Below are 26,622 nucleotides of genomic sequence, written 5' to 3' on the forward strand. Positions count from 1 at the left end.
TCATGCCTCTGCTGCCGGATGCGGATCGGGTTTCAACTCATGCAGGCGATGAATGCCGGGCATTTCGATGAAACCGGGTAGGCTGCGGATGGCGCGCATCCAGAGGCGGATCAAGGGATAGGGATCAAGCGGGATGCCGCCGTCAGGCGCAAGCGCGACATAGGGAAAGCAGGCGATATCGGCGATGGTCGCCCGGCTTGCTGCAAGGAATTGCATGCCGCGCTCGCCCTGTTCGAACAGGGCAGCTTCGAGTTCGCGCAATGCCGCAATCCCCTGAGCCTGTAGAACCTTGATGTCACCCGGTCGCAGGAGCATTTCGTGGAGCCGCGCGCCACCAAGATTGGCGGTCAGGCGATGAGAGAAGGAAAGCCATTGCTGTACGCGCGCCGTCTCCTGCGGCGAATCCCGGCCCAGCCATTCCGGCGCAGCATTGGCAGCGAGATAGGCAAGTATTGCCGAGGACTCGGTGAGCACGAGATCGCCATCCTCGAGGATCGGGATGGAGCCTGCCGGATTGAGCGCCAGAAGCTCCGGCCCGCGATGCTCCGCGCCGGGATGGAAGTCGACCGGCCGGATTTCGAGCTTGATGCGGAGGATCGCGGCCATCAGCCGGATCTTGTAGCAACTCGGCGATAGAACATAATCGTAGAGCTTCATTGTGCGACCAACTGTGCGCCGTAGGTATAGTTGTGGCGCTTGAGCCATCGCCGGTAGGCGACCGAGGTGAGGTCTGCCCTTGTCGGAATTTCCATGCCGGGATCGAGCGGAAGAAGCGCGGGTATCTGGTTTTCGAGGATCGAACGATCCTGCAGGAAGATCGTCTGTTGAAAGTGGATGAGGTCGGTCATCGGCGTTTCATCATCGAAGAGCGCCATCCAGGGCCATACGTCGCATAGGTCTTCGGCAAGAGGCTGGACGAATAAGGTGATGACGTCCCATTCGCTGGGGCGCGGAGGGCACGTCTTGTAGAGGACGGAACAGGTCGGGGCCGGCACGCGGTACATATATTCGGTCGTAATGCCACCGGTCGCGGATTTTGCAGCCTGCGGCTGGTAGAATTTTACCTGCGTTGCCCAGACTTCATCCACACCCTCGCGGATCTCGACCTTGTAATTTTCGACCTCCGTATGTGGTTCCGCACCGAGGATGTCAGTATGGACGAAGGGAAAATGCGCGATGTCCAGAAAGTTCTCCACCGCGCGAAGCGGCGAACAGCGCACGCGAACGACGCCGACATCGACGAAGCGCCGGCCCGGCTGATCGGCCTCCGGAATGGCGAAAAGCTCCTTATCCGGGTTGCCGAGGGAGGACCAGACATGGCCATACCGGACACGGATCGGGAGGGCTCTTCCCTCGGCGGTCGTCACACGCGCATTGCCATCCTGATCGCGCGCGACCTCGATGGCCTCGCCCATCAGCCAGGTCTTGATTGCCTTCTCGCTGAGCTGGCTGAAAAGGCCCACCGGATACCATTCGTCGATCATAGCGCCGCCTTTCATTCCGCACTCTCCTTCAGGCGCTCTTCCGCCGCGCGGCGGAGGGACTCGACAATCCTGGACGCCGCAATGCGGTCTGCCGGGCTCCGATCCCTATCGATCAAGAGAAGAAGGAGCGTATGTTTTCCCTGGGGTGCCAGCAGCAGCCCGATCCAAGGAAATTGAGGTAGGCGAACCAGCCCCCTTGCATCATTCTTTGCCCCTGCCGCAGCTTCGATCTCCGCGACGCCCGTTTCAACGATCAGGGAGCGCAGCGGGATGAATTCCTCGAGCTGAGGAGGCGGTGTTGCCGGTTGTCCGATTGCCACCCATAGAACACCATCCGCTTCTTCCACTTGCTGGACGGCGACGCGGATGGTTTCCGGCGGAACGAGATCGGGATGGGCCGGAATGCGAATACATCCGCCTGACGGCGAATAGCTCCACCCGTGGTAGATGCAGGAGAGTGCCTCGCCGCGGACGAAGCCATGTGACAAGCTCATTCCGCGATGCGGACAGCGATCGGATGATGCGGTTGCGCGACCCGACTGACTGCGCCATAGAGCAATCGGGCCAACCGATGTCCAGGCCGGTATGACGGTTCCTGGTGGCAGATCGGAGGAAAGGGCGACTGGCGCCCAGGATCCGGCCCCATCAAATGGCATGGTCTCAACTCTCTAATTTCACCAATGGCTTAGCGCCACAGGTCATAGGCAGGCACTGATGCCTGCATCCCCTTAGCGTTCAAAGATTTTGCATAAATAATTCGCATTGGCAACAATGATTAAATAAAAGGCAATAGATCAGGAATTCCTAAGATGCGATGTTTCCGGCCCATTCATGACCCTGCGTTGAATCTCCTCAACCCAGACGTCGATCGGACCGAGTGAGCAGCCCATTTCCAGCATGTCGATCAGTTCCACAGGTCCGGTGACCTCAAGTTCGATCCGGGCCGCATCGGAATGGAAGAATGTCTGCGCAAGTCCGAGCTTGTTGGCGTGACGCCGGATCCACGGGACGAATGAGGCTGCGTTAAGGTCGCCCAGTATCGTCATGCGCTCCCGAAATTCACCTTGCGGCACGTGCATTCGCCAATGATCCCTGCCTTGCATCAAGATTACAGAATAACCGCTTCATGGGTTTGCGAAAGGGGCATCTCCCAAAACAATGCTCCGCCGTCCCTGTGGGCAGCGGAGCTTGAGGCTGTGTCAATTCTTGACGGTGTCTTCCAGGAAGAATCGGCCAAGCGGGTTTTGATGGAAATTATCGATATTCTTGCGCGCGACGTTGATATACGGGCTGTAATATAGGTCGATCCAGTTGACGTCGTCCTTCGCCATCTTCTGCAGATCGATATACATCTGCTCGCGCTTCTTCGGATCCAGCTCCAGCCGCGCCTTGGCGACGAGATCCTTTACCGCATCATTCTTGTAGTTGGTCATGTAGTTGTTGTTGGAATCGTGGCCGAGAACGAAGGTCGTCTTCTGGTCCGGATCGAGAATATCGTTGGTCCAGTAATTGACGGAAATGTCGTAGTCGCCAGCGATGGTCATGTCCCATTCCTGGCTGGGGTCCACCTTTTGCAGGTCGGCGGTAATGCCGGCCTTGGCGAGTTGCTGCTGGACCAGCACGGCCGTCTGTTCATCCACTTCATCGCCGGCGCGAATGAGGTATTTTAACGTGAGATTGGAGACGCCGGCCGCTGAAAGCATCTGCTTGGCCTTTTCCGGATCGTAGGGGCGTTGCGGATTATCCGCATAGTAATACAAGGCGCCCTTGGGAATGTAGGAATTGGCAACGGTGCCCTGATGGAAGGTAACGGCGTCGACGATCGCCTTCTTGTCGATCGCCATATCCAGAGCCTGGCGGACCTCCTTCTTGCCGAGGTCGCCATGGGCGTGGTTGATCAGCAGGTGATCCTCACGCGTGGAAGGATCGATCAGCACGTTGAGGTTTGGGTCCTTTTTCAGCTCTTCGACACGCGAGAACGGAACGAAAATGGCGGTATCGAGCTGGCCGGCCTGCACGTTCAGCATCCGGGTGTTGTCGTCCGGTACCGAGATCCATTCGACGCCGTCGAGTTTCACGCGGTCGGCCTGCCAGAAATTCGGGTTCTTCTTCAGGATGATGCGATCGCCGCGGCGCCATTCCTCGACGGAGAAGGCGCCGGAGGCGATCGGCTTTTCCGCATAGGCATCCGGCCCCATCGATTCCATCCCGGCCTTCGAGATGACCGATGCGTTCGGCAATGCCAGCGTTGAAAGGAAGGGCGCCGATGCATGTTTGAGCTTGATCGTCAGCGTGTGCGGATCAGTCGCGACGGCGGTATCGATCACCTTGTATGAGTCGCTCCAGAGCGATGCCTTGTCGTCGCGGATGCGCAGCAGGCTGAAGGCTGCATCGTCAGCCGTCAGCGGCGAGCCATCGGAAAACTTCGCATCGCGAATCTTGAAGACATAGGTCAAGCCGTCATCCGAGGTCGTCCAGCTTTCTGCGAGACCCGGCTCCAGCTTCGTGCCCGTCTTGTCGACGCGCACCAGCACGTCGTAAACGTTGGAGAACACCCAGTTGTCGATATTCTGCGCTGTTTTGATCGGATCGAACGTCGTCGAGTCCTCACGGCGGCCGATGGTCAGCACGCCGGCGGCTTCCGCATAGCTCGCGCTCAGCGTCAGGCCGGCGAGGACGGCGGCAAGCCCGATTGTCTTCCATTTGTTGATCATGAATTCGTTCCCTTCGTTGTTATCGCATGCGTTTGGCTGATTGTGTCTGCCCTGCGGGTGCCGCATCGCGTTCGCCATGCAAGGGCTTGTCCGGATCGATATCGGGAATGGCTGCAATGAGCGCTGCGGTATAGGCATGCTTCGGGCGGGAGAAGATCTCCTGCGAGCGGCCTTCTTCGACGATCTCGCCGCGATACATCACAACGGTTCGCTCACAGAGGTCGCGCACGATGGCGAGGTCGTGAGCGATGAAGATCAAGGTCAGGTTTATCCGGCGCGTCAGTTCGCGGAAGAGATCGATGATCTGCGCTTGGATGGTGACATCGAGGGCAGCCACGCATTCGTCGGCGATGATGAGCTTCGGATCGACCGCAAGCGCCCTTGCAATGCCGGCACGTTGGCATTGGCCACCGCTCATGCTGCGCGGCTTGCGATCGGCGAATTCGCGCTCCAGCCCCACGAGATCCAGCAACTCGCCGATGCGCGCGGGGATGTCGGACTTTGCGATCTTGCCCTGGACTTTCAGCACCTCGGCAAGCGTCTGGCCGATCGTCAGCCGCGGGTTAAGCGCATTGAAGGGGTCCTGGAAGACCATGGCGGTTTCGCGCCGGAGCCTTGCGAGGCCAGCGCTCTTCTGCTGGGTCAGATCGACACCATCGAACGTGACGTGACCGGAGGAAATCGGGGTAAGGCCGAGAACGGCACGCGCAAGCGTGCTCTTGCCGCTGCCGGATTCTCCGACGATGCCGATGGTTTCGCCCGGCATGACCTGCAGGCTGACGCCGGAAACGGCGCTGACCGTCTTTGCGCCGCTGCCCCTATAGAGACCGCCGCCGACCCTGAAGTCGACACGCAGGTCATCGATTTCGAGCAGCGGCTTGGTTGACGTTTTCGGCCTGGTTGGCTCCGATTGCGTTGCAGCTTCGTCGGGCAGGGAAGGGTGGCTGTTGATCAGGTCGATCGTATAGGGATTTTCAGGCCGGCTGAGGATCGTCCTTTTGGGACCCTGTTCGAGCAGCCGGCCGTTGCGCATGACGGCGATCCTGTCGCAGGTCTGGGCGACGATGCCGAGATCGTGGGTGATGAGGATGATCGAAAGCCCGCGCTTGTCGCGAATGTCGATCAACAGTCGCAGGATCTGCGCTTGGATGGTGACGTCGAGCGCTGTCGTCGGCTCATCGGCGATCAGGATCTTAGGGTTGCAGGAGAGTGCGACACCGATCATGGCGCGCTGCCGCATTCCGCCGGAAAACTCGTGCGGATAGCTGTCATACTGTCTTTTGGGATCGGGAAAGCCGACCTGCTCAAGGATCTCGGTCGCGGCTGCGCGCGCCTCGCGTGCCTTGAGACCTTGATGATAGCGGATGCCTTCGGCGATCTGGTCGCCGATGCGCATGACGGGATCGAGATGGCTTGTCGGATTCTGGAAGATCATGCCGATCTCGCCGCCACGCACCTCGAGCATCTCGGCATCGCTGATTTCCGTCAGTTCCCGCCCTTCGAGGCGGATGGAGCCACTGTCGATCTTCAGAAGCGACGATGGCAGCAGTCGCAGCAGCGAACGGCACAGGAGGCTCTTGCCCGAGCCGCTCTCGCCAACAAGGCCAAGTATCTCGCCCTTGCAAAGATCGAGCGAAACGCCGTCGATCAGCGTGCGGGCACCATCGTCTAGGCGGGCCTTAACCACGAGGTCGCGGACGGAGAGGATGGGCTCGCTCATTCATGCACCCCGAGCAGTTCGCCGAGCGCATCGCCCAGCATGCTGAAGCCAAAGGCGAGGCAGACGATGGACAGGCCGGGAAACAGCGTGATCCACCAGGCCGTGGTGATGAAGCTCTGGCCTTCCGCGACCATGACGCCCCATTCGGCAAGTGGCGGCTGAACGCCGAGGCCGAGATAGCTGACGGCCGCACCGCTTAGGAGCACCAGAACGGCGTCCGACATGGAAAAGACGATCGAGCCGGCAATGGCATTCGGCAGCAGGTGACGGAACATGATCCTGGGCCGGCTGAAGCCGAGACTGACGGCGGCAATGGCATAATCGCTGCCCTTCAGCACCAGCATTTGTGCGCGGATCAGGCGCGCATAGGAAACCCAGCCGACGAGAGCCATGGCGATATAGAAGCTGCTGAGCCCCGGTCCCAGAATGGCGATGATCGACAGCATCAGCACCAGGAAAGGGAAGGCGAGGATGATATCGACGATGCGCATGAAGAGCGCATCGACAATGCCGCCGAAGAAGCCGCCGATGGTGCCGACCGTGGTGCCGATCAGAAAGGGGAAAAGCACGCCGATCACGGCGATCTGCAGATCGATGCGCACTCCCCAGATGACGCGCGAAAGAATATCGCGCCCGAAATTGTCCGTGCCGAACGGATGCAGGAACGACGGTGCCTGCAGACGCATGTCGGCATTCTGGAATATCGGGTCATAGGGAGCGACGATCGGTGCTGAAATCGCCAGAAGAAGGAAGAACAGAAGGATGCCTCCGCCAAGCGTCAGCGTCAGGTGTTTTCCGAAGAGCCTGTTCAAGCCGAGGGAGGTTGTCGCTGTCGTGCCGATGCTCATAGCTTCACCCGCGGATCGACGGCGACCGTGACGATATCGGCGAGGAAATTGACCAGCACCGTGGCGCAGGCAAACACCATCGCCACGCCCTGGACGACCATGTAGTCGCGCGAGAAGATGGCGCGCACCAGCAGTTGACCCATGCCGGGCAGGGCAAAGACGCTTTCGACGACGACCGTGCCGCCGATCAGCCAGCCGATGTTGACCGCAAGCAGGTTGATTGATGGCACCAGCGAGTTCGGCACGACATGCCGCCAGAAGACGATGCCCTCAGGCATACCCCGGGCGCGGGCCGCAGTCGCCACATCCGATTTCAAGGATTCGATCATCGCCGCCCGCAGGCTGCGGGTGAGCACGGTTGAAAGCGATAGCGCAACCGTCAGGGCCGGCAGGATGAGATGGGCGATCTTCTCGCCGATCGTCGAGCCATATCCCGAGACCGGCAGCATCCCGAGTTGAACGCTGAACAGGATGATCAGCATCAGCCCCAGCCAGAAGGGCGGGAAGCCGATGCCGAAGGTCGAGACCACGCGCACGATGTGATCCGGTGCGCGCCCGACATTGCGTGCGGCAATCGCCGACATCGGCACGGCAATCAGGATCGACAGGATGACGCTCGAGACGACCAGCGAGACGGTCGGTTCGATCCGCGTCGAAATCAGCGGCAGCACGTCGATCTTGTAGAGGATCGATTTGCCCATCTCGCCATTGCCGAGATTTCTGATGAAATAGAAATATTGCAGCCACATCGGCTGATCGAGGCCGTATTGCGCGCGAATGCTGGCAAGCGCTGTCGGGGTGGCGCGTGTGCCGAGGATATTGCGCGCGGGATCGCCGGGAATGAGGCGGACCAGAACGAATGTGATGACGCTGATGCCGAAGAGGACAGGCAGGAACTGCAGCGGTCGCGTCAGTACGAATCTATAGCGATGCATGGCGGCGATCGCCCCCTTGTCGTCGGTGGGATTGGATCACCTTAGCTTGCATCAGCTTGCCCTATGCCGCGACAGGAAGTCGAGGAGCGCCGGATAGTAATCCCACGGGTTCTCATAGAAAGGCATGTGGCTGGCATTGGCGAAGACCTTGAGTTCGGCATCCTTCAAGGCACGCTTCATCCTGAGCGCACAGGCCGGCGTCAATTCGTCATGTTCGCCCGCCGTGATCAGCACCGGCATGGCAAGCTGCGGAAGGTCCGGAATGCGGTTCCAGTCCTTGAGATTGCCGATATAGAGAAATTCATTCGGCCCCTGCATCGTCTCGTAGGGACCCATGTTCCAATCGTCGAGCGAGCGGCGGACGGGTGCCGGCCATTCCGGCAGACGGCAGACATGGCGATAATTGAGGATGGTGACGGCGGCGAGATATTCGGGGTGATTATAGGTGCCCTGCGCCTCGTGCTTCTGCATCATGGCGACCGTTTCCGGACCGAGTGCCGCGCGCAGCCGCTCCAGCTCGGAAATCAGGTGCGGCATATCGGCGACGGTATCTTCGAGGATCAGCGTCTTGAGGTTCTCGGGATAGGTCAAAGCATAATCGATTGCCAGCCAGCCGCCCCAGGAGTGACCGAGCAGATGGACCTTGCCGAGGCCGAGCGCCTTGCGGACAGTCTCGGTCTCCTCGACATAGCGGCCGATGGTCCACAAACCCTTGTCTGTTGGGCGGTCTGAGGCGCCGGTGCCGAGCTGGTCGAAGGCGACGACCCTGTACCCCTTGTCGATCAGGCAGGAATGCGCCTCGCGCAGATAGTCGCAGGGCAAGCCTGGGCCGCCATTCAGGCAGTAGACCGTCTCCGGCCCGCTGCCGAAGCTGTAGGCAACCACCTTGTAGCCATCGACCTCGACGACATACCGCGCCTCCGGCTCAATTTCACGCCACATTGATAACTCCGGCGAAAGATTCTGCTTGCTCAATATTTGAGCATGGCTAAATTTTTACCTTAAACCGTGCTCGGCACCAGCTATAAGAAGTGATAGGTTGGGAGGTCGCAGGCACAGACGGGAACCGCTGCATGTTCGATCAAATCGGAACCATCAGGCGCCAGTTCACGGCGCATCAGACGCTGGACGGCCGTATCGATCATATCTTCGAGAGCATGAAGGCGATCGGTTTCGAGGCTTTGATCTACGATTATTCGCCGGTGCCCTACGACCTAGACGGCAAGATCATGATCCCTTCGCTTCTGAAGCTCAGGAACATCTCCGACGACATGTATGAATATTGGTTCGATCGCGGCTATTTCCGCATCGATCCCGTACAGCAAGTGGCGCTACGGACTTCGGCGCCGTTCTTCTGGAATTACGATCCCGATGCCGATACGCTGATCAAGCGCTTCATGAGCGAGGACACGGTTCCCGTCGCGCGCTACCTGAGTGAGCGCGACATGTCGACGGGTGTCACAGTGCCTGTGCACATGCCGCGCGGCGATTATGCGACGGTCACCGGAGTTCGTTTTGGTACCAACAAGGAGTTCGAGCGCGACGCCCTGCGCTATATCGCTGATTTCAACCTGCTTGCGCATGTCTTTCATGAGACGGCCTATTCGCTCTTTGATACCGCAGCGCTGAGTGTCGGCAAAATCCGGCTGACGGAGCGCGAGAGGGAATGCCTGCGCTATTCCGCCGAGGGCTATTCCGCCAAGGAGATCTCGCGCATCATCGATCGCTCGGTGCCGACCGTCGTCATGCACTTGAATGCCGCGGCAAAGAAGCTCGGCGCCAAGAACCGCACGCAGGCAGTCGTCCGGGCCACGCATTATCGCCTGCTGGACGCACAGCCATCCTATAACTTGTGATAGCTGCCGTACCCGTTTCGGCCGCGTTATGGTCTGGTCCATCGAAGCCTGGAGATGGAGAGATACGTGGCCGCAATCCCGACGCAGGAAGCCTTTCTGCCCTTCCGTGAATACCGGACATGGTACCGCATCACCGGCTCGCTCGATTCCGGCAGGCTGCCGCTCGTCGTCGCCCATGGCGGGCCGGGCTGCACTCATGACTACGTCGACAGCTTCAAGGGCATTGCCGAAATCGATGGCCGCGCCGTCATCCACTATGATCAACTCGGCAATGGCAAGTCCACGCGCCTGCCGGAGAAAGGCCCCGACTTCTGGACGCCGGCGCTTTTCCTCGATGAGCTGGATGCGTTATTAAGGCATCTCGGCATTCAGGAGCGCTACGCCTTTCTCGGGCAATCCTGGGGCGGCATGCTGGGTGCCGAACATGCGGTGCGTCGACCAAAGGGTCTCAAGGCGCTCGTGATCGCCAATTCGCCGGCCAACATGCATACCTGGGTGGCGGAAGCGAACCGCCTTCGCGAGGAGCTGCCGCAGGAGGTGCAGGACACGCTGCTGAAGCACGAACGGGCTGGCACGATCACCGATCCGGAATATATCGCCGCTTCCCGCGTCTTTTACGATCGCCATGTCTGCCGTGTCGTGCCTTGGCCGGAGGAGGTTGCTCGCACCTTCGCCACCATGGACGAGGACAATACCGTCTACCGCAATATGAACGGCCCGACCGAGTTTCACGTCATCGGCACCATGAAGGATTGGACGATCGAAGACAGGCTTGCCCTTATCGAAGCACCGACCTTGCTGATTTCGGGCAAGTATGACGAGGCGACGCCGCTGGTGGTCAAGCCCTATGTCGATGGCGTGAGGGGTTGCGAGTGGGTGCTCTTTGAAAATTCGAGCCATATGCCGCATGTCGAAGAGAAGGATCTTTGCCTGAAGACGGTTTCAAGTTTCCTGGAGCGGCATGACTGATCGTTGGGCCTTAACAGTGTAGCTAATCCCGATGCCAGGCTCGCTTCTTCCGCGTGGACCAATCGGATTCCATAGCGGAATAGCGCGCTGTCCTAGATCGGTTTGTGGAGCATAGGGCGGCCGTTGTCGAAGCTCTTGCGCCCCTTTTTCCAGCCGGCAATCACTCGGGCAATCTCGCGCACGGCCGCACCGGGGCCGGCACTGTCGAGGAGCACGATCGTCGCTTCGTCGCCGGCCTGCAGACGCGTGCTGCCGTCGCGTTGGCCCGCTGCCATTCCGCTCACCATGTCGAAAGCCAGGCTCATATCTTCGTCACGCGAAAGCTGGGCGACATTGGCGTAAAGATTGGCCATGCGAATGAGCGAAGCGTCGCCATAGGGCGTGAAGGGATTGAGAATATTGTTGGTCGCGATGGAGGTGACGACCCCTCTTTTTGCGAGCAGATGGGCCGGCGCTACGCCACGTGGAATCAGCCGGTCTTGACCTCGGCCCATGAGGAACAAATCGGTCGCCGGAAGCACCGATAAAGCGATCCCTGCTTTTACCAGGTCGTTGGCAATGGCAAGAATCTGCGCCTGTGGCATGGCCGACAGATTGGTGACGTGGCCGATCGATACGCGGCCCTGCCAGCCATGACGGAGCGTCGCGTCAATCACGTCAGGCAGATCGGTTCGATCCGGATCGAGACTGAAATCGAGATGAAAGTCGACCGCGACATTGTGCTTTACGGCAAGGGCAAAAATCATGTCCACGTGCCGGCCGGGGGAGGGATCTGTATAGGGGCAGCCGCCGACCAGATCCGCACCATCGGCAAGTGCTGCGTCGAGCATATCGTATGTTTGGGGTTCGTTCGTAAGCCCGTCCTGGGCAAAGGCACAGATTTCGATGTCGATCGCGAAGGCATAATCCCGACGGAGACGCTTGATCGCTTCAAAGGAGCGGAAGCCCGCGCGCGGATCGATTTCGACGAAGGTGCGCATCCGCGTCGTGCCATGGGATATCGCTTTCTCCACGACGCGCGCAGCGCGCGAATAAACATCGGCTTCTTCGAAGCCTGCCTTCGCTTTGGCGACTTCCCGCACGGCCTCAGTCAGTGTCCCCTCGCACATTGCGCAACGATCGAGAATGCAGGCCTTGTCGAGATGAATGTGGGTATCGACAAATCCGCCAAAGGCGAAGCTTCCCCCGCCGTCTACGTTCGATACTGCGTCACATCGAATGCGGGGTTCGATGGCTGCAATCCGGTCATCCCGCACGCCGATGTCGACGAAATCGCCATCTTCTACAACACGGACATTTCGAATGATGAGATCGAACGGTTGGCCGTTGGCGCTCACAGCAGGATCGCGCCTCCGTCGCTCCGCGGATCATGCGCGCCGTCAATCGCCCCGTCTTCGCCGATGCGGATGATACCGGCTTGGCCCCCAAGTGGACTGAAGGCGTCGATGGTGGAGATCTCATGCCCCATGGCTGCGAGGGCAGAAACCGTTTCGGCGCCAATATTTTCCTCGATCTTTAAGCTATCCCGACTGTCGGAAAATGTGCGGCCGAGCAAGAAGCGCGGGCGTGCGAGTGCTGCAGCGGGATCAAGGCCGTGGTCGATCAGCAGGCTGAGCAGCAGCGACAGGGTCTGGGGTTGACCGTCCGCGCCCTGTGTGCCGTAGACCAGATGCGGACGCCCGTCCTTCAGCGCAAGGCCCGGGTTGAGCGTATAGAAAGGACGCTTTCCCGGTTGGATGCAATTGGGATTTACCGGATCGGTGCTGAAGGCCGCCCCTCTGTTTTGCCAGAGGAGGCCAGTGTCGCCGACCACTACGCCGCTGCCCCAGTCGAAATAGAGGCTTTGCAGCAGAGAGGCGCATCTTCCATTGGCATCCACGGCGGCAAGCAGCGCTGTATCGCCGTGTCGATAATCTTGTGGCCAAGGCAGGGCTCGTGCCGGATCGATCGCCGCAGCCTTGGCGGCAAGGCGCATTGGATCGAGGAGGTATTTCGAGGCGTCCTCGGCGAAACGAGGATCGGCGATCGCATGCCGATCGAGGAACGCCTGTTTCACGGCTTCGACCAGCGCATGATAATAGGCTGGACCGTCAGGTCGGAAATTCGCCATCGGCAGATGGTCGAGCACACCCATGATGGCGAGGGTGGTTATTCCTTGCGTCGGAGGGGGTGGAGCAAGAAGTATCGTGTCGCGATACGCCTTCTGGAGAGGAGCCGCGACATCAGTCCGCGTGGCAGCAAGATCTGCGGCCGAAAGAGGAGAGCCGGCCTCGGCAAGCCCGTTTACAATTCGACGGGCGAGAGCCCCCTCATAGAATTCGCGGGTGCCGTGACGCGCTATGGCTTTGAGCGTCTGCGCCAAGGCAGGCTGGTGCTGGATGCCGCCGGACTGGAAGAGCCCGGTAAAGCCCGGCCAGCCCTCCAGTTCATCGCGCCGGAATTCGTACCAGAAGGCTTGCGACCTGCTGACTTCGAAGCCGGCGTCCGCCAGTGCGATGGCGTCATCGAGAAGGGCCGGCAATCGCTCCGTGCCGCCCCATTCGTCGGCGGAATAGGCAAGCACTTTCTCCCAACTATCCACGAGGCAGGCCGTCGTCAGGGTAGAGGCTGCGCCCCGCAAAAGTATGTCTCCACGCGGAATGGCCGCAGCCGCCTGCCCGATGCCGAGGAAAGTCTGTGCATTGCCTATTTCGTCCGCCACCAGCCAGACAGCGTCACCGCCGAGCCCGCAGAAATGGGGGTAGGTTACCGATAGAGCAGCTCCGGCCGCGACCAGTGCCTCAATCGCATTGCCGCCGCGTCTGAGCACTTTCGCGCCTGCTTCGCTGGCCTGCCAATGCGGTGTCGCAATCATGGCGCGGGACGATGGCGAATTGGTTTGAGCGATCTGTCTGGTGGAGGGAATCATGAAATCAGCGGTCGCACTGATGGCGATGATGTCTTGTTCGGCATTGGTAAATCCTGGCGGCATGGTCTGGAAAACCGGACATGCAATACCGATGCCATAAGGCGACGCAGCCGGACGATCATGATTCAAGCCATTGTATCTATTCAGAATAAATCAGTTCCTTGTCGCCAAGGCGGCAAAGATGCCAAGGGCCGATCTTGCGTTCATGCCTCAGCGAGTGCCCAGGAATTCGCATGCTCGTGTATTGGTGATGGAAAAAGTGGCGGTTCAGCCCCCGATGCAGTCCGGAAGACGCCGCTGCCATTGGATGACGCGCTGGACTGTCTGCGAGTGCCACCCGCAATCTCGATCGCAGCGCACTACACCGCTGCCTGCGCCAAAGTGATGCTCGGATGCCTCCGTCACCGCCTCCAGCAATGAAGACGGTGATGAATGACTTTTTCAGCCATGAGAGGGGATGACAAAGCCGTTCGCTCTCCTATTCTCACGGAGCAGATCATTTCTTTGATATCGGCAGCCGCCGATTTCGATCTTGACCTTGGGAGGACATCATGACGCGCACGGTGATTATCGGTGCAACGGGCCATATCGGCACCTATCTCGTGCCGCGGCTCGTGGAAGCAGGGCATGAGGTCGTGGCGATCAGCCGCGGCCACGCCAAACCCTATTCGCCGAACAAAGCGTGGAATGATGTGGAGATGCAGGCGATGGATCGCTCCGCCATGGAGAAGGAGGGCAGCTTCGGTCGAGCCATTCGCGCCTTGAAACCGGATATCGTCATCGACATGATCTGCTTCACGCTCGATAGCGCAAGGCATCTGACTGAGGCGCTCACCGATCATGTCGGCCATTTCCTGCATACGGGTACGATCTGGACACATGGATTTTCGACCGTGGTTCCGACGCCGGAAGAGGCGCCGAAGCGGCCCTTCGGCGACTATGGCATCCAGAAGGCGGCGATCGAAGCGCATCTGCTCGAGGAGGCGCGCCGCAGGGGATTTCCCGCAACCCTGATCCATCCCGGCCATATTGTCGGTCCAGGCTGGGAGCCTCTTAATCCCGCCGGGCATTTCAATCTGTCGGCGTTTTCGACATTGGCGCGCGGTGAAACCCTCGTCCTGCCGAATTTCGGCCTGGAGACAGTCCACCACGTTCATGCCGACGATGTCGCGCAAATGTTCATGGGCGCTATCGCCAATTGGCGGGCCTCGACAGGAGAGGCTTTCCATGCGGTTTCAAGCGGTGCGCTGACGCTTAGAGGCTATGCCGAAGCGATGTCGCGCTGGTTCGGACATGAGCCGAAGCTGGAATTCCTGCCCTATGAAGCATGGGCCGAAGGCCAGTCGGCGGAAGATGCGCAGGCGACCTGGGAGCACATTGCCAGAAGCCCGAATTGCTCGATTGCGAAGGCCGAGAGGCTGCTTGGATACCGGCCGCGCTATACGTCGCTGCAGGCCGTTCAGGAGGCGGTTACCTGGCTGATGGAGAATGGTCGGATCGGTTGAAAGGCCAGTCTTTAAGCCTGGTCAGTGGTTTTGAGCCAGGCATCCATGCCTTTTGCTGCAGCATGACCAGTCGCAAAGCAGGCCGTCAGAAGATAGCCGCCGGTCGGCGCTTCCCAATCGATCATTTCTCCGGCCGCGAACAGGCCGGGAAGTTTCTTCAGCATGTATCTCTCGTCGAGCTCATCCCAGCGAATGCCGCCGGCAGACGAGATGGCTTCGGCAATGGGCCTTGGCCTCAGCAACGGAATCGGCAGGGCTTTGATCAGGCGGGCAAGCGTTTCCGGATGCGAGAGAACGGCGGGCTCGGCAAGCTCGCGCAAAAGGCCCGCCTTGACGCCCTCGATGCCGGCGCCCTTGCGCAGGCGATTGGAGAAGCTGGCCTTTGGGTCCTGCCGCGCCAGATCGCGCGCCAAGCGCACCTCATTGCGTCCGGGCGCCAGATCGACAATGAGCGAAGCCTCGCCCATTTTTGCCAACCGGTCGCGCAACGAGGCGGCATGCGCATAAACCAGACTGCCCTCGATTCCCGTTTTCGAGATGACGAATTCGCCGGGAAAAGTCCCTTCTTCCGATGTTGCCGTCACGGATTTGAGGGGTTCGCCGGCAAAGTGCTCGCTGAAGGTCGCATTCCAGGTGACGTCGAAACCGCAATTGGCCGGCTGGAAGGCGGCGATATCGATGCCTTTGTCGCGAAGCCAGCTGACCCATGCCGCATCCGATCCGAGCCGGGCATAGCTTGCCCCGCCGAGTGCCAGCAGAACGGCGTCATGATGCACGAGCTCGCGCCCGTTCGGTGTTTCGAAGACCAGGCCGCCATCTTCGAAGCCGCACCAGCGATGCCGCGTCATGATGCTGACATTACGCGCCTCCAGCCCTGCCAGCCAGGCACGCAGCAGCGGCGAGGCCTTCATGACTTTTGGGAAGACGCGGCCGGACGAGCCGATGAAGGTTTCCGTTCCCAGGCCTTTCGCCCAGGCTCTGATGTCATCCGGTTGGAAATCGTCAAGCGCTGCGCGCAATCGGGACGAGGCGGCGCCGAAGCGGTTGGCAAAGACATCGTAATCTTCCGAATGCGTGATGTTGAGACCGGATTTTCCGGCCAGCAGAAACTTGCGCGCAACCGTCGGCATGGTGTCGTAGATCACGACGCGATGGCCAAGCCGCGATAAGGTCTCTGCCGCCATCAACCCGGCAGGGCCGCCGCCAATGATTGCAATTTGCTTTTTTGTCATACTCACCCGGTGCCGCTTGCCTACTGTTCTCTAGGGCCGGATGGGGGCCGAACGCAAGATCGCCGCCGTCCCGGTCCAATCTCACTGTCGTTGAGCCGGGTTACGGCAGCGCCGGAAATCCCACGTTTCCTCTCGTATCCCGTGCCATATCCACGTTTAAATCGATATAACCATATGGTTACTATTGCTTCTGATTCACCGGGGGCTGTCAACTTATGCGATGATCGGTTACTTATCGGCGTGAGGGTGGGCCGCATAAGCCTTACGAAATGCCGCCGGGAGCCATGATGTCAGAAGCCAAGACCGTGAAGCGCAGCGCAAGGAATGCAGGCCTTGCGAATGCAGAGAAAGCTCCCTCGCGCGCAGCTTCGGAACGGCCCCGTCTCAGGGATGCGGAACGCACCAGCAAGGCGATTTTGGCGGCCGCGACCAAGGAATTTGCCGAGCGCGGCTATGGCGGTGCTCGCGTCGATGCCATCGCCGAACGGGCGAAAATCAATAAGCGGATGCTCTATCACTATTTCGGCGGTAAGGATGCGCTCTACGTCGCCGTTCTGGAAGGCAGCTATATCGCCATCCGTTCGGCGGAAGCACGGCTCGATCTCTCGCATCGCTCCCCTGCAGACGGCTTGCGGGAGCTCGTCGTCTTCACCTGGCAATATTTTCTGGATCACCCGGAATTCCTAGGAATCCTCAGCACGGAAAACATGCATAAGGCCCGCTTCCTGAAGCGTTCGGCGCGCATTTTCGAGCTGCACTCGCCGCTGGTGTCGGAGATCTCCGGCTTGCTGGACCGCGGCGCGGCCGCGGGCGTATTCCGCAGCGGCTGCGATCCGGTGAAGATCTATATGAGCATCGCGGCCCTCGGCTCGTTCTTCCTGACGAACCGTTGGACGCTCTCGACGATCTTCCGTCGCAATCTCTCGGACAAGAGCGAAATCGACGCCTGGGGGGAGCATATCGTCGACGTGATTTTCGCCTATCTGCGTCCCTGAAATCTCCCGCGCAACAGACTCAGCAACGATAGACGATTGCCGCTGTGACCATTGACGATGGCCGTTGACAGCATGGCTTTGCCATGTCAGTTATGTAACTATATAGTTATTTACGGGAGGAAGAAACTCATGGCAACGAAGCCGATCGGCATCATCATGCACGGCATTACCGGCCGCATGGGCTATAACCAGCATCTCGTGCGTTCCATCCTGGCGATCCGCGAACAGGGCGGCGTTCTTTTATCGAACGGCGACAGGCTGATGCCGGAGCCGGTGCTTGTCGGCCGCAATGCTGAGAAGATCGAGGCGATTGCCCGCAAGCACGGTCTGTCCAAGACGACGACCGATCTCGATGCCGCTCTTGCCGATCCCAGCAATACGATCTTCTTCGATGCCGGTTCGACGCAGATGCGCGTCGAGCTTCTCGAGAAGGCGATTGCGGCCGGCAAGCATGTCTATTGCGAGAAGCCGATCTCGGAGACGCTGGAGGAGGCGCTCTCGGTTGCGGCTTCGGCAGAGCGTCGCGGCGTCAAGAACGGTGTCGTCCAGGACAAGCTCTTCCTGCCTGGCTTGCGCAAGATCGCCATGCTGCGCGATAGCGGCTTCTTCGGCAAGATTCTCTCCGTGCGCGGCGAATTCGGCTATTGGGTTTTCGAAGGCGATTGGGGCGTCAAGGCACAGCGCCCATCCTGGAACTATCGCAAAAAAGATGGCGGCGGCATGATCCTCGATATGTTGCCGCATTGGCGTTATGTGCTCGACAATCTCTTTGGTGAAGTCAAGTCGGTCAGCTGCCTCGGCGCCACACATATTCCAAGCCGCGTCGACGAGAACGGTAACACCTATGTCGCCGATGCTGACGATGCCGCCTATGCTACCTTCGAACTCGAGGGCGGCGTTATCGCCCATATCAACTCCTCCTGGGCGGTGCGTGTACGCCGCGACGATCTCGTCACCTTCCAGGTCGACGGCACCCATGGATCCGCCGTCTGCGGCCTGATGCGCTGCTGGACACAGCATCGCGTCAACACGCCGAAACCGGTCTGGAACCCCGATCAGCCGCAGCCAATCAATTTCTTCGATACCTGGGAAGAGGTGCCTGACACGCAAGCCTTCGACAATGGTTTCAAGGCGCAATGGGAGCAGTTCCTGTGCCATGTGGCCGAGGACGCGCCCTGGAAGTTCACGCTGCGCGAGGGCGCCAAGGGCGTGCAGCTGGCAGAGCTGGCACAGAAGAGCTGGGCGGAACGTCGCTGGGTCGACGTGCCTTCCCTTTCGGCCTGCTAGGAGGCTGATCTCATGGAGAGAAGCCTTCACTTGCCAAGGGCGGACGGCACGATCACTGCCTTCTCGCCCGTCAATGAGCCGTTGATCGCGCCTGTAAAACCGACGGGCGGCCATCACTTCAATCGCGTGGCCTATGCGGCGGCGCATGTCGTGGTCGATGCGCTTGCGGACAACGATCCCTGGCTTGACCGCAACATCGACTGGGAGCGCACGATCGCCTTCCGCGAATATCTCTGGGGTCTCGGCCTCGGCGTCGCGGAAGCGATGGATACCGCACAGCGCGGCATGGGACTCGACTGGACCGGCGCAAAGGAGCTGATCGCGCATGCGCAGTCGGCCGCCCGCGGCCGGCCGGATGCCGTGATCGCCTATGGCGCCGGGACTGATCATCTGCAGCCCGGTCCCGATGTCACGATCGATGATGTCATCCGCGCCTATGAGGAACAGGTCGCTTATGTCGAAGGACAGGGCGGCCGCGTCATTCTCATGGCGAGCCGGGCTCTGGCGGCAGTCGCCAAGAGCCCGGACGACTATGTCAGGGTCTACGACCGCATCCTCGGTCAGGTCAAAGAGCCCGTCATCATTCATTGGCTCGGCTCGATGTTCGATCCGGCCCTGGCGGGCTATTGGGGCTCGGCCGACGACATGCTGGCCATGAAGACGGCAACAGCGATCATCAATCAGAACGCAGCCAAGGTCGATGGCGTGAAGATTTCGCTGCTTTCGGCAGAGAAGGAAATCATCATGCGCCGCCGGCTCGATCCGTCGGTCAAGATGTATACCGGCGACGATTTCAACTACGCAGAACTGATCGCCGGTGACGAGCAGGGCTATTCGCATGCCCTGCTCGGCATCTTCGATGCCATCGCGCCGGCAGCGAGCGCAGCTCTCGCAAAGCTCGCTCAGAACGACCTCGACGCCTTCCACGCGATCCTGGCGCCGACCGTCCCGCTATCGCGCCATATCTTCAAGGCACCGACGCGCTTCTATAAGACAGGTGTCGTCTTCCTCGCCTATCTTAACGGCTTCCAGGACCATTTCCAGATGCTCGGCGGCCAGCAGAGCGCCCGCTCGATCCAGCATCTTTCGGAGCTGTTCCGTCTGGCGGACACGGCGCGCGTACTGCGTGATCCGGATCTCGCAGTCTATCGCATGAAGGCAATCCTTGCCACCATCGGCATCGACTAGCGGATAAGAATGGGGGAGGATCACGATGGCCGTAGAGGGTCTGTCCATCAATCTGGCGACGGTGCGCCAGCAATATGACATGCGCCAGGCGGTCGAAGCCTGCCTGAAGCAGGATATCGTCGCTATCGCGCCCTGGCGCGATCAGGTGCATAAGATCGGGCTTTCGGAGGCTGCTCGCATCGTCGCCGACAACAAGCTCAAAGTGACTGGCCTTTGCCGCGGCGGCATGTTTCCCGCGGCAAGCGCCGAGGGTAGGGCGGCTGCAATCGACGACAACAAGCGGGCGATCGACGAAGCGGCGGCGCTGAATGCCGATTGTCTCGTCCTTGTTGTCGGTGGCCTGCCGGAAGGATCGAGGGATATCACGCATGCCCGCGAGATGGTAGCGGACGGTATCGCGGCGATCCTGCCACATGCGCGCAGCGCCGGTATTCCGATCGCGATTGAGCCGTTGCATCCTATGTATGCGGCCGACCGCGCCTGCGTGAACACGCTGGAGCAGGCGCTCGACATCTGCGATCTCCTCGGCGAAGGCATTGGCGTCGCGATCGATGTCTACCATGTCTGGTGGGACCCGAAGCTTTATCAGCAGATCGCGCGCGCTGGCGCCGGTGGCCGCATCCTGGCGCATCACATCTGCGACTGGCTCGTGCCGACCACGGACCTGCTGCTCGATCGCGGCATGATGGGCGACGGTGTCATCGACTTGAAAGGCATCCGCGCCGAGATCGAAAAGGCCGGCTTCTTCGGCCTGCAGGAGGTCGAGATCTTCTCTCAGAATAATTGGTGGAAGCGCCCGGGTGAGGAGGTCCTCTCCACCTGCATCGAGCGTTTCCGCAGTGTTTGCTGAGTGGCAGTACCCAGGATCGATAACAAAAAACCGGACCAGCAAGTGGCCCGGCTCTTTTTCGAAGCGATGAGGTGACGGCTTACTCGGCCGAAACGATCTTGCCGCCTTCCCATTTGTAGAGCGAGAAGCTCTGCGAGGTCAGGTCGCCGGTTTCGCCGTAGGTGACCTTGCCGATGGCGGTGTCGATCGGTTCGCCTTTCTTCAGAGCGGTACCGACTGCTTCGGCATCGTCTGCCTTGCCGGCCTTCTCGATGCCGGCCTTCAACACCTGCACGGCAGCATAGGCGTTCAGCGTGAAGGCTTCGGCCGGGATGTTGCGCGCCTTGAGGGCGGCAACGGCGCTCTGCGAATCCGGGTTCTTCAACGCGTCAGACGCGTTGGTGAAGAGCGTGCCGGCAGCCGAATCGTTGGCGATCGCCCAATATTCGGTATTGGAAAGGCCGTCGCCGCCGATGATCTGCGCCTTGACGGAGATGTCGTGCAGCTGGCGGGCCAGCAGACCTGCTTCCGGATGATAGCCGCCGAAGTAGATCACGTCGACGCCGGCCTGCTTCAGCTTTGTCGTCAGAGCGCTGTAGTCTTTCTCGCCGGGGGTCAGCGAGTCATTGACGACCTCAGTGATGCCACCTTTGTTGATCGCAGCCTTGAAGGCGTCTGCCAGGCCCTTGCCGTAAGCGCCCTTATCGTTGAGGATGGCGATCTTCTTGTCCTTGAAGTTCTTCACGACATATTCGCCGGCGACGACGGCCTGCTGGTCATCTCGGCCGCAGGTGCGGAAGATGTTCGTGAGACCACGATTGGTCAGGTCCGGAGCGGTTGCGGTCGGCGTGACCATCAGGATGCCGTTTTCGGCCAGCGCGTCCGAAACCGGAATGGCAACACCCGAAGTGACCGGGCCGACGACGAAGCGGATGCTATCGCCGACAAAGCCGTTGGCGACGGATACGCCCTGCTTCGGATCGCCGGCATCGTCGCCGAGCTTCAGGATGAGCTTCTGGCCGAGAACGCCGCCGCTCTTGTTGATTTCGTCGATGGCGGTCTGTGCGCCATTCTTGACCTGCTCGCCATAGGCAGCGACGGGGCCGGTCAGCGGCGCGATGAGGCCGATGGTGATGTCCGCATGTGCGAGAGGTGCGAAGGCCAGCGAAGCGACGAAGGTCGCGGCCGTCAATGTCTTCAGACTCATGTTAGCTCTCCTTGGATGGGCGCGGCAGCGCCCTTTGAACCCGCTCGCAATCGCCTGTCTCGACGCGCAAACTGCCGTGAGGCGTTCTTTTTAAAGAGACAAAGCTGATATCGAAGCCGATGATCGCCTTCGGACATTTTTTGATCTCGAAAGCGCTCATGAGGGTATTTTGTGTAGGAATATTGCGACGATTCCGCAAGAAAATAACCGTCGCGAAGACAATTTTAGCGTTTTTTCGAAAAATTTTGACGAGGGATGGTTGTTGCCTGCTTGCCGCAAGGGCCTAGGTAATAGGGCGGCAAAGCGAGGTGGATCTGAAAGTGGAAATCTGCATGCGGCGGATCCACATAAGCCGCGGCGTCTGTCATGGTGCGGCCCGGGCCAAGGAGATCAGTATCGCGTGAACGACAATGACGATTCGAAGGTCTATTTTGACCTCTGGCGGCTGATTCCCGACGGTACCCCGATCGTGACGCATTCCAGCCGGCTTTTTCCCGTGCGTCGTGATGGCGAGCCGGCGATGCTGAAGATCGCCGACGCACCGGAGGAGAAATCGGGGGCCGAGCTTATGGTCTGGTGGAATGGCATTGGTGCTGCGCGCGTTCTCGAGCATCAGGACGATGCTATCCTGCTCGAACGGGCAATAGGCAGCCGCTCACTTGCCGAGATGGCAAGGAATGGTGAGGACGACCAGGCAAGCCGGATCATCTGCAAGGCCGTCGCCGGGCTCCACGCCTCTCGCGGCGGCGCCTTGCCGCAATTGGTTCCGCTTGTCCACCGCTTTCGTTCGCTCGAAACCATGGCTCATTGTGAAGGCGGTATCTTCGTCCAGTCCGCGGTTGTCGCGCGCATGCTGTTGGCGGAGCCCCGCGATGTCGTCGCCCTGCATGGGGACATTCATCACGGCAATATCCTCGATTTCGCGGAGCGTGGCTGGCTTGCGATCGATCCCAAGGGCCTGGTGGGCGAGCGCGGCTTTGACTACGCCAATCTCTTCTGCAATCCCGATAATGCCGTCGCCACATCTCCCGGCCGTCTTGCCCGGCAAGTAACGGTCGTTGCCGAGGCGGCGGGAATGGAGCGCGGACGCCTGTTGCAATGGATCATTGCCTGGGCCGGCCTTTCGGCAGGTTGGCTGATCGAAGATGGCGAGGATGAACACGTCGAAGCAGCGTTGCGCGTTGCCGAAATCGCGGCGGCAGAACTCGCCAGAACCGAAGATTAGGAGATCAGGGTCCCGCGCCAGGACTGCCGATAGCGCGCCAACCCCGGCAGTTCGGTGCGAGTGGAGGAGCTGGCCGCGGCACTGATGGGTCTTATCCCCGTCAGCAAGGCGGCACCCTGGCTGGTGCCCGTTGAGCCGGCTAGTGCGATGACATCGGTGCTCGTCAAGGCAGAGAGGGCGATGAGGTAGGCGCGATTGAACGCAAAGGGACCTTCGACGAAGATTGGTCCTTTAGCGCCGATCAGATCGAGGCAGGCTTCCGTCATCAGCGCGAGATAGACGCTGACGGCGGCAAGGCGTTCGGCGGAATTGGTCGCACTGCCGATCCAACGCATTTTCCTGCCCGGAAACGGACCAGAGCCCTCGACTACATTGGGCAGTAGCATGAGGCCTTTCTCGATCACCCGTTCCAACGCGGCTTCGATTGCTTCATGGGATGCAATACCGATTTCCGCTGCCAGAATCTCGAACTCGCGGCCGCCCATGAAGCGGGAAGACGGCACGGCGCGGCCATAGGCATCGACATTGGCAAGGGTATCGCGGGCGGGATCGAGATGATCGAGATCGCCGCCGACGCCAAAACTGATAACCCATGTCCCCGTCGAGACGACGGCAAAAGGCGCTTCATTCTCGACAAGATGCGGCAGCAGCGAGGCGTTGGAATCATGAATGCCGCAATAGACAGGGACAGGCGACGAGAGACTGATATCGGCGGCAAGTGCTGGTAGCACCGGGCCTAGGGCGTCGAATGCCGAACGGACCGGCGCCATCAAGGCACGAATGCCAAGCGTGTCAACCAGGGACGAATAGCTTTGGGTCGTCGGGTTCCAGAGATCGGTATGGCAGCCAAGAGACGTCATCTCGTTGGCCGCGACGCCGGTCAGGCGAAACGCCCAATATTGCGGATAGGTCAGGATCGTTGCGACGCGGGCAAAATCAGCGGGGAAGGCGCTTTGCTGATAGTGGATCTGCGCGCCAGCATTCAGGCCACCGGATAGCCGCGGCGAAAAGGTTTCGGCAAAAGCCGGACGCACTTGCCCATAGGCTTCCTGAACGGTTTGCGGATAGATGTGTTCGTAATCGAGAACCGGCAAGGCAAGATCGCCGCCGGCGTCCAACAGGACCACCGAAGCACCGTGCGTCGTGATTGATATGGCATCGAAGCCGGGCGTGGCTGCAAAGCCCTTCAGCGCATCAATGATGAAGCGCCATAGGCTTTCGATATCGTAATGCGGGTAAGGACCTGACTTCAGGACGCTGTTTGTAGTCCTGACGGCGGCAATCTCGGCTCCGGTCCCGGCATCCAGCACAACGACCTTGGCGTTGGTCTTGCCGATGTCGATCACGGCGATGTGGCGGTAGGCTGTCTCGCTGTTCATGGCAGATGAAAGACCGTGACAAGATCGCTTTGGATGGGCGAGTTATCGGGATTGGTCGCCATGATGTCCGCCATATGTGCCCACCATTTCTTCATGATGGGATGTTCGGGCAGGCTGGCCATGGTGTGATCTTTCGGCCGGGTCAGCACGCCGAAAAGCGTATTCGTCTCGCGGTCGAGATGGATGGAGTAATCGCTGACACCTGCCTGATGCAGCAGATCCACCAGCTCAGGCCAGATTTCATCATGTCTCTTGCGGTATTCTGCTTCCATGCCTGGATTGAGCGTCATCTTGAAGGCGTGGCGTTCGTGAGCAGCGGTCATTTGGAGCTCATGGTCTTGATGCGCTTTGCCACGATCGGCAGCGCGATGGTGATGATGAGGAGGAGGCCGATGAAAATCGACATGACAATGCCGGGAACATTCAGCAGGCCAAGGCCGAAGGTGACCAAGCCCATGACGAAAGCAGCGATGACGACGCCGCCGATCGTCCCCGAGCCGCCGAGGATCGATACGCCGCCGAGCACGACCATGGTCACCACCTCCAGTTCCCATCCCAGCGCGATCGAGGGGCGCGTCGAGCCGAGGCGCGAGGTGAGGCAGACGGCGGCGATACCGCTCATGATGCCGGTTAGGAGAAACAGGATGAATTTGACCCGCTCGACTGGAATGCCCGAGAAGCGCGCAGCAAAATCATTGTTGCCGATCGTATAGACCTGCCGGCCGAAATTCGTCGCATGCAGCAGGATGGCAAAGGCGATCGCCAGCACGATGAAGAGCACGAATTCGAACGAGAAGACCCAGACGACATAGCCCTGGCCGAAATAGGCGAAACTATCCGGATAGTTGCCATAGGCCTGGTCGCCGAGAACGATATAGGAAATGCCGCGAAACAGGCTCATCGTGCCGATGGTGACGACGATTGACGGCAGCTTCAGCACGGAAACGAGGAATCCGTTGAAGATGCCGCAGACGAGGCCGACGCCGATACCGATCGCAACGAGGCCGGCCGTGTCGACGCCCATTTGCGCGGCAGCGCCCATCGCCGTCGACGCCAGCGCGATGATGGCTGCGACCGAGAGGTCGATTTCGCCCGCGATGACGAGCAGCGCCATGGCAAAGGCGATCATCGCCTTTTCGGTAAAGTTGAAGGTCGCGTCCGAGAGATTGAACGGATCGAGGAAATAGGGCGAGGCCAGCGAGTTGAAGATGAAGATCGCGACCGCGACGCCGAAGAGCAGTGTTTCCCAGCTTGCCATGATGCGCTTGAAGGGCGTGCCGAGGCGATCAGGAATGGCGCGCTTTTCCGCGGTTGCCGCTTGCGAACCGTTGCTCATGCGTGTGCTCCCTGGCTGGCGGTGTCCTTTGCGGCTTGATCGCGCAGGATGATGCGGCCGCGGTTGCGTTCGCGCCGGGCGTTGAAGACGACGGCAAGGATGATGACGGTGCCTGAAATCGCCATCTGCGTGAACGGCGAGATGCCGATGACCGGAAGTGCGTTCTTGATGACGCCGAGGAAGAGGGCGCCTAAGACCGCGCCGGCGACTGAACCGACACCGCCGGCGATCGATATGCCGCCGATGACGCAGGCGGCTACGCTATCGAGTTCGAAACCATTGGCGATATCGACATAGGCGACCGCATAGCGCGAAACCCAAAGGTAGCCGCTCAGTCCCGCGAGCGCACCAGAGAGGACGAAGGCGAGGAAGCGCGTCCAGCCGACATCGATACCGGCATAGACGGCGGCAACCGGATTGCCGCCGCTGGCATAGGCCGAGCGGCCGAACTGCGTGTAGCGCAGCACCAGATACATCATCAGAACGATGGCGATACCGATCCAGGCAAGCACCGGCAGGCCGAGAAGCGGCGTGCGCGGCACGTTCAGGAAAATCGGCGTGAATTGATGCGCATTGACCCAGGCGCCGCCCGATAGGACGAATGCCATGCCGCGATAGATCGTCAGGGTGCCAAGCGTGACGACGATCGGCGGGATTTCCAGCGCCCAGACGAGATAGCCATTGATGGCGCCGAGAGCCGCGCCCATCAGGATTGCCGTAATGACGAGTGCGATCAGCGGAATATCGGGATAGGATGCGTTCAGCATTGCAACCGCCATGCCGGTCAACGCCAGATTGGCGGCAACGGACAAATCGATCGATTTTGTCAGGATGACCGTCATCTGGGCGAGCGCGAGGATGATGAGGATCGATGTGTCATTGAAGATATTGGCGAGATTGGCGGGCTCGGCAAAGCCGGCTGCGCGCGTCGCGAAGCCGGCGATCATCACGACGATGATAATGGCGAGCAGAGTTTCGCGCTTTTTGAGGATGCGTGGCATCCCG

Annotated in this window: 25 protein-coding genes; 8 read left to right on the plus strand and 17 right to left on the minus strand. The window is 60.1% G+C overall.

Annotated features, from left to right (window positions below):
• The 9 genes from AC13QY_RS02910 to AC13QY_RS02950 all read right to left on the minus strand — a co-directional run bounded on the left by AC13QY_RS02910 (position 1) and on the right by AC13QY_RS02950 (position 8,643).
• Positions 1-657: a glutathione S-transferase family protein gene (locus AC13QY_RS02910; protein WP_113350522.1), complete on the minus strand. Its 657-nt coding sequence runs from the start codon at positions 655-657 to the stop codon at positions 1-3.
• Positions 654-1,499 (minus strand): aromatic ring-hydroxylating oxygenase subunit alpha, encoded by an 846-nt coding sequence (locus tag AC13QY_RS02915; protein WP_113350521.1) that lies wholly within the window; start codon positions 1,497-1,499, stop codon positions 654-656. Before AC13QY_RS02915 ends, AC13QY_RS02910 begins: the two co-directional genes overlap by 4 nt.
• Positions 1,496-2,140, minus strand: coding sequence for a Rieske 2Fe-2S domain-containing protein (locus tag AC13QY_RS02920; RefSeq protein WP_113329736.1), 645 nt, complete (start codon positions 2,138-2,140; stop codon positions 1,496-1,498). The genes AC13QY_RS02915 and AC13QY_RS02920 overlap by 4 nt, the downstream gene beginning before the upstream one ends.
• A 138-nt stretch (positions 2,141-2,278) precedes the next feature.
• Positions 2,279-2,563 carry an acylphosphatase gene (locus AC13QY_RS02925; protein ID WP_113329737.1) on the minus strand — a complete coding sequence of 95 codons (285 nt, stop codon included), beginning with the start codon at positions 2,561-2,563 and terminating at the stop codon, positions 2,279-2,281.
• A 120-nt stretch (positions 2,564-2,683) separates the two neighbouring features.
• Positions 2,684-4,198 (minus strand): ABC transporter substrate-binding protein, encoded by a 1,515-nt coding sequence (locus AC13QY_RS02930; protein WP_113350520.1) that lies wholly within the window; start codon positions 4,196-4,198, stop codon positions 2,684-2,686.
• 19 nt (positions 4,199-4,217) lie between these two features.
• Positions 4,218-5,918, minus strand: coding sequence for a dipeptide ABC transporter ATP-binding protein (locus AC13QY_RS02935; protein ID WP_113350519.1), 1,701 nt, complete (start codon positions 5,916-5,918; stop codon positions 4,218-4,220).
• Positions 5,915-6,766, minus strand: a complete 852-nt coding sequence (locus AC13QY_RS02940) for an ABC transporter permease (protein ID WP_113350518.1) — start codon at positions 6,764-6,766, stop codon at positions 5,915-5,917. Before AC13QY_RS02940 ends, AC13QY_RS02935 begins: the two co-directional genes overlap by 4 nt.
• Complete coding sequence (locus AC13QY_RS02945; RefSeq protein WP_113350517.1) at positions 6,763-7,701, minus strand: ABC transporter permease; 939 nt, start codon at positions 7,699-7,701, stop codon at positions 6,763-6,765. The genes AC13QY_RS02940 and AC13QY_RS02945 overlap by 4 nt, the downstream gene beginning before the upstream one ends.
• 51 nt (positions 7,702-7,752) lie before the next feature.
• The gene (locus AC13QY_RS02950) at positions 7,753-8,643 is read right to left on the minus strand and encodes a proline iminopeptidase-family hydrolase (RefSeq protein ID WP_113350516.1); all 891 of its coding nucleotides are present in this window, start codon (positions 8,641-8,643) and stop codon (positions 7,753-7,755) included.
• Positions 8,644-8,774: 131 nt separating this feature from the next.
• Here AC13QY_RS02950 and AC13QY_RS02955 point away from each other — a divergent pair, with 131 nt between their 5' ends.
• Both AC13QY_RS02955 and AC13QY_RS02960 read left to right on the plus strand, forming a co-directional pair.
• Positions 8,775-9,557: a LuxR family transcriptional regulator gene (locus AC13QY_RS02955; protein WP_113350515.1), complete on the plus strand. Its 783-nt coding sequence runs from the start codon at positions 8,775-8,777 to the stop codon at positions 9,555-9,557.
• Between the two features lie 54 nt (positions 9,558-9,611).
• On the plus strand, positions 9,612-10,526 hold the full coding sequence (locus tag AC13QY_RS02960) for a proline iminopeptidase-family hydrolase (protein WP_162748752.1): 915 nt from the start codon (positions 9,612-9,614) through the stop codon (positions 10,524-10,526).
• 92 nt (positions 10,527-10,618) lie between these two features.
• Here AC13QY_RS02960 and AC13QY_RS02965 read toward each other — a convergent pair whose 3' ends face one another.
• Positions 10,619-11,863 (minus strand): amidohydrolase family protein, encoded by a 1,245-nt coding sequence (locus tag AC13QY_RS02965; protein WP_113389391.1) that lies wholly within the window; start codon positions 11,861-11,863, stop codon positions 10,619-10,621.
• The gene (locus tag AC13QY_RS02970; protein WP_442966487.1) at positions 11,860-13,380 is read right to left on the minus strand and encodes a gamma-glutamyltransferase family protein; all 1,521 of its coding nucleotides are present in this window, start codon (positions 13,378-13,380) and stop codon (positions 11,860-11,862) included. Before AC13QY_RS02970 ends, AC13QY_RS02965 begins: the two co-directional genes overlap by 4 nt.
• 605 nt (positions 13,381-13,985) lie before the next feature.
• Between AC13QY_RS02970 and AC13QY_RS02975 the strand changes: the two genes are divergently transcribed.
• Positions 13,986-14,939 carry an NAD-dependent epimerase/dehydratase family protein gene (locus AC13QY_RS02975; protein WP_269244724.1) on the plus strand — a complete coding sequence of 318 codons (954 nt, stop codon included), beginning with the start codon at positions 13,986-13,988 and terminating at the stop codon, positions 14,937-14,939.
• A gap of 11 nt (positions 14,940-14,950) precedes the next feature.
• Here the strand turns inward: AC13QY_RS02975 and AC13QY_RS02980 are convergent, their stop codons facing one another.
• Positions 14,951-16,171, minus strand: a complete 1,221-nt coding sequence (locus AC13QY_RS02980; protein ID WP_488492718.1) for a TIGR03862 family flavoprotein — start codon at positions 16,169-16,171, stop codon at positions 14,951-14,953.
• Positions 16,172-16,458: 287 nt separating this feature from the next.
• On the opposite strand from AC13QY_RS02980, the gene AC13QY_RS02985 reads away from it, so the two are divergent.
• The 4 genes from AC13QY_RS02985 to AC13QY_RS03000 all read left to right on the plus strand — a co-directional run bounded on the left by AC13QY_RS02985 (position 16,459) and on the right by AC13QY_RS03000 (position 20,491).
• Positions 16,459-17,166 carry a TetR/AcrR family transcriptional regulator gene (locus AC13QY_RS02985; RefSeq protein ID WP_113351026.1) on the plus strand — a complete coding sequence of 236 codons (708 nt, stop codon included), beginning with the start codon at positions 16,459-16,461 and terminating at the stop codon, positions 17,164-17,166.
• A gap of 129 nt (positions 17,167-17,295) precedes the next feature.
• Positions 17,296-18,453 carry a Gfo/Idh/MocA family protein gene (locus AC13QY_RS02990; protein WP_113350510.1) on the plus strand — a complete coding sequence of 386 codons (1,158 nt, stop codon included), beginning with the start codon at positions 17,296-17,298 and terminating at the stop codon, positions 18,451-18,453.
• Positions 18,454-18,465: 12 nt separating this feature from the next.
• The gene (locus tag AC13QY_RS02995; protein WP_113350509.1) at positions 18,466-19,641 is read left to right on the plus strand and encodes a dihydrodipicolinate synthase family protein; all 1,176 of its coding nucleotides are present in this window, start codon (positions 18,466-18,468) and stop codon (positions 19,639-19,641) included.
• A 25-nt stretch (positions 19,642-19,666) separates the two neighbouring features.
• Positions 19,667-20,491 carry a sugar phosphate isomerase/epimerase family protein gene (locus AC13QY_RS03000; RefSeq protein WP_113350508.1) on the plus strand — a complete coding sequence of 275 codons (825 nt, stop codon included), beginning with the start codon at positions 19,667-19,669 and terminating at the stop codon, positions 20,489-20,491.
• A 79-nt stretch (positions 20,492-20,570) separates the two neighbouring features.
• Here AC13QY_RS03000 and AC13QY_RS03005 read toward each other — a convergent pair whose 3' ends face one another.
• The gene (locus AC13QY_RS03005; RefSeq protein ID WP_113329751.1) at positions 20,571-21,677 is read right to left on the minus strand and encodes a branched-chain amino acid ABC transporter substrate-binding protein; all 1,107 of its coding nucleotides are present in this window, start codon (positions 21,675-21,677) and stop codon (positions 20,571-20,573) included.
• Positions 21,678-22,077: 400 nt separating this feature from the next.
• On the opposite strand from AC13QY_RS03005, the gene AC13QY_RS03010 reads away from it, so the two are divergent.
• Complete coding sequence (locus AC13QY_RS03010; protein WP_113389393.1) at positions 22,078-22,902, plus strand: aminoglycoside phosphotransferase family protein; 825 nt, start codon at positions 22,078-22,080, stop codon at positions 22,900-22,902.
• On the opposite strand, the gene AC13QY_RS03015 is transcribed toward AC13QY_RS03010, so the two are convergent.
• From AC13QY_RS03015 to AC13QY_RS03030, 4 genes are read right to left on the minus strand one after another with little or no spacing between them, the layout of a single operon-like run.
• Positions 22,899-24,281, minus strand: a complete 1,383-nt coding sequence (locus AC13QY_RS03015; protein ID WP_113350506.1) for an FGGY-family carbohydrate kinase — start codon at positions 24,279-24,281, stop codon at positions 22,899-22,901. The genes AC13QY_RS03010 and AC13QY_RS03015 overlap by 4 nt on opposite strands.
• Positions 24,278-24,604, minus strand: a complete 327-nt coding sequence (gene rhaM / locus AC13QY_RS03020; protein ID WP_113350505.1) for an L-rhamnose mutarotase — start codon at positions 24,602-24,604, stop codon at positions 24,278-24,280. The genes AC13QY_RS03015 and rhaM overlap by 4 nt, the downstream gene beginning before the upstream one ends.
• Positions 24,601-25,617 carry an ABC transporter permease gene (locus AC13QY_RS03025; protein WP_113350504.1) on the minus strand — a complete coding sequence of 339 codons (1,017 nt, stop codon included), beginning with the start codon at positions 25,615-25,617 and terminating at the stop codon, positions 24,601-24,603. Before AC13QY_RS03025 ends, rhaM begins: the two co-directional genes overlap by 4 nt.
• Entirely contained in the window at positions 25,614-26,618 is a 1,005-nt protein-coding gene (locus AC13QY_RS03030) for an ABC transporter permease (protein WP_113350503.1), read from the minus strand. Before AC13QY_RS03030 ends, AC13QY_RS03025 begins: the two co-directional genes overlap by 4 nt.
• Positions 26,619-26,622 lie beyond the last annotated feature (4 nt).

This window comes from Martinezella sp. CNPSo 3795, from assembly GCF_057784475.1.

Coding starts and splice junctions, on each gene's coding strand:
- AC13QY_RS02910 (WP_113350522.1), bottom strand. CDS start 657: ATGAAGCTCTACGATTATGTTCTATCGCCGAGTTGCTACAAGATCCGG.
- AC13QY_RS02915 (WP_113350521.1), bottom strand. CDS start 1,499: ATGAAAGGCGGCGCTATGATCGACGAATGGTATCCGGTGGGCCTTTTC.
- AC13QY_RS02920 (WP_113329736.1), bottom strand. CDS start 2,140: ATGCCATTTGATGGGGCCGGATCCTGGGCGCCAGTCGCCCTTTCCTCC.
- AC13QY_RS02925 (WP_113329737.1), bottom strand. CDS start 2,563: ATGCACGTGCCGCAAGGTGAATTTCGGGAGCGCATGACGATACTGGGC.
- AC13QY_RS02930 (WP_113350520.1), bottom strand. CDS start 4,198: ATGATCAACAAATGGAAGACAATCGGGCTTGCCGCCGTCCTCGCCGGC.
- AC13QY_RS02935 (WP_113350519.1), bottom strand. CDS start 5,918: ATGAGCGAGCCCATCCTCTCCGTCCGCGACCTCGTGGTTAAGGCCCGC.
- AC13QY_RS02940 (WP_113350518.1), bottom strand. CDS start 6,766: ATGAGCATCGGCACGACAGCGACAACCTCCCTCGGCTTGAACAGGCTC.
- AC13QY_RS02945 (WP_113350517.1), bottom strand. CDS start 7,701: ATGCATCGCTATAGATTCGTACTGACGCGACCGCTGCAGTTCCTGCCT.
- AC13QY_RS02950 (WP_113350516.1), bottom strand. CDS start 8,643: ATGTGGCGTGAAATTGAGCCGGAGGCGCGGTATGTCGTCGAGGTCGAT.
- AC13QY_RS02955 (WP_113350515.1), top strand. CDS start 8,775: ATGTTCGATCAAATCGGAACCATCAGGCGCCAGTTCACGGCGCATCAG.
- AC13QY_RS02960 (WP_162748752.1), top strand. CDS start 9,612: ATGGAGAGATACGTGGCCGCAATCCCGACGCAGGAAGCCTTTCTGCCC.
- AC13QY_RS02970 (WP_442966487.1), bottom strand. CDS start 13,380: ATGATTGCGACACCGCATTGGCAGGCCAGCGAAGCAGGCGCGAAAGTG.
- AC13QY_RS02975 (WP_269244724.1), top strand. CDS start 13,986: ATGACGCGCACGGTGATTATCGGTGCAACGGGCCATATCGGCACCTAT.
- AC13QY_RS02980 (WP_488492718.1), bottom strand. CDS start 16,171: ATGACAAAAAAGCAAATTGCAATCATTGGCGGCGGCCCTGCCGGGTTG.
- AC13QY_RS02985 (WP_113351026.1), top strand. CDS start 16,459: ATGTCAGAAGCCAAGACCGTGAAGCGCAGCGCAAGGAATGCAGGCCTT.
- AC13QY_RS02990 (WP_113350510.1), top strand. CDS start 17,296: ATGGCAACGAAGCCGATCGGCATCATCATGCACGGCATTACCGGCCGC.
- AC13QY_RS02995 (WP_113350509.1), top strand. CDS start 18,466: ATGGAGAGAAGCCTTCACTTGCCAAGGGCGGACGGCACGATCACTGCC.
- AC13QY_RS03000 (WP_113350508.1), top strand. CDS start 19,667: ATGGCCGTAGAGGGTCTGTCCATCAATCTGGCGACGGTGCGCCAGCAA.
- AC13QY_RS03005 (WP_113329751.1), bottom strand. CDS start 21,677: ATGAGTCTGAAGACATTGACGGCCGCGACCTTCGTCGCTTCGCTGGCC.
- AC13QY_RS03015 (WP_113350506.1), bottom strand. CDS start 24,281: ATGAACAGCGAGACAGCCTACCGCCACATCGCCGTGATCGACATCGGC.
- rhaM (WP_113350505.1), bottom strand. CDS start 24,604: ATGACCGCTGCTCACGAACGCCACGCCTTCAAGATGACGCTCAATCCA.
- AC13QY_RS03025 (WP_113350504.1), bottom strand. CDS start 25,617: ATGAGCAACGGTTCGCAAGCGGCAACCGCGGAAAAGCGCGCCATTCCT.
- AC13QY_RS03030 (WP_113350503.1), bottom strand. CDS start 26,618: ATGCCACGCATCCTCAAAAAGCGCGAAACTCTGCTCGCCATTATCATC.